Here is a 488-nt window from a genome sequence, read left to right as displayed (position 1 = left end):
GTCCTCGGCCCAATCGCTCACGAAACGAAGCATCGTTCGACGCACGTCGTCCCCACCGAGCACCAGTGCATCGCGCAGTTCGGCGTCGAACACGATCTGCTGGGGTCCCTCTGATGCCCACGCGCTCAAGAGGTAGCCGATCAGGTTGCTCTCTTCCCTGCCACCACGCCCCACTCGGGCGAGCATCGGAGCCTTGAGCTGGGCAACGAGATCCGGAGGAGGCACCCTGACCATCCTGGCAAAGCCGGACCAGAATGCATCGGCATCTGGACCATCTACGATTGCTTTGGCCAAGACGCGGTCCTCGGTCCACGCGGGCTCATGGAACTGGAACCATGGAGTTCGCTGAGCGACCAGGTGAAGGGCATGTCGGGCGTGGTCGCCGGGCAAAGCCAAGACCTTGTCCAACCGTTCGAGCCACGCCGCAGGTACAGCGTGGCTGCCGTCAGGGAGCGGCAGTTCGAGCAGCGCGAGCACCAGCCTTCCGA

At 63.9% G+C, this 488-nt stretch carries 1 protein-coding gene; it reads right to left on the bottom strand.

The features are described from left to right. The coding region (locus VE26_RS18290) for a hypothetical protein (protein WP_210165395.1) at positions 1-294 on the bottom strand (294 nt) is incomplete at its 3' end. Positions 295-488 lie beyond the last annotated feature (194 nt).

This window comes from Devosia chinhatensis, from assembly GCF_000969445.1.
Taxonomy (GTDB): Bacteria; Pseudomonadota; Alphaproteobacteria; order Rhizobiales; family Devosiaceae; genus Devosia; species Devosia chinhatensis.
Note: the sequence above shows the minus strand (reverse complement) of the source record. Positions and strands in the feature narration are given on the sequence as shown.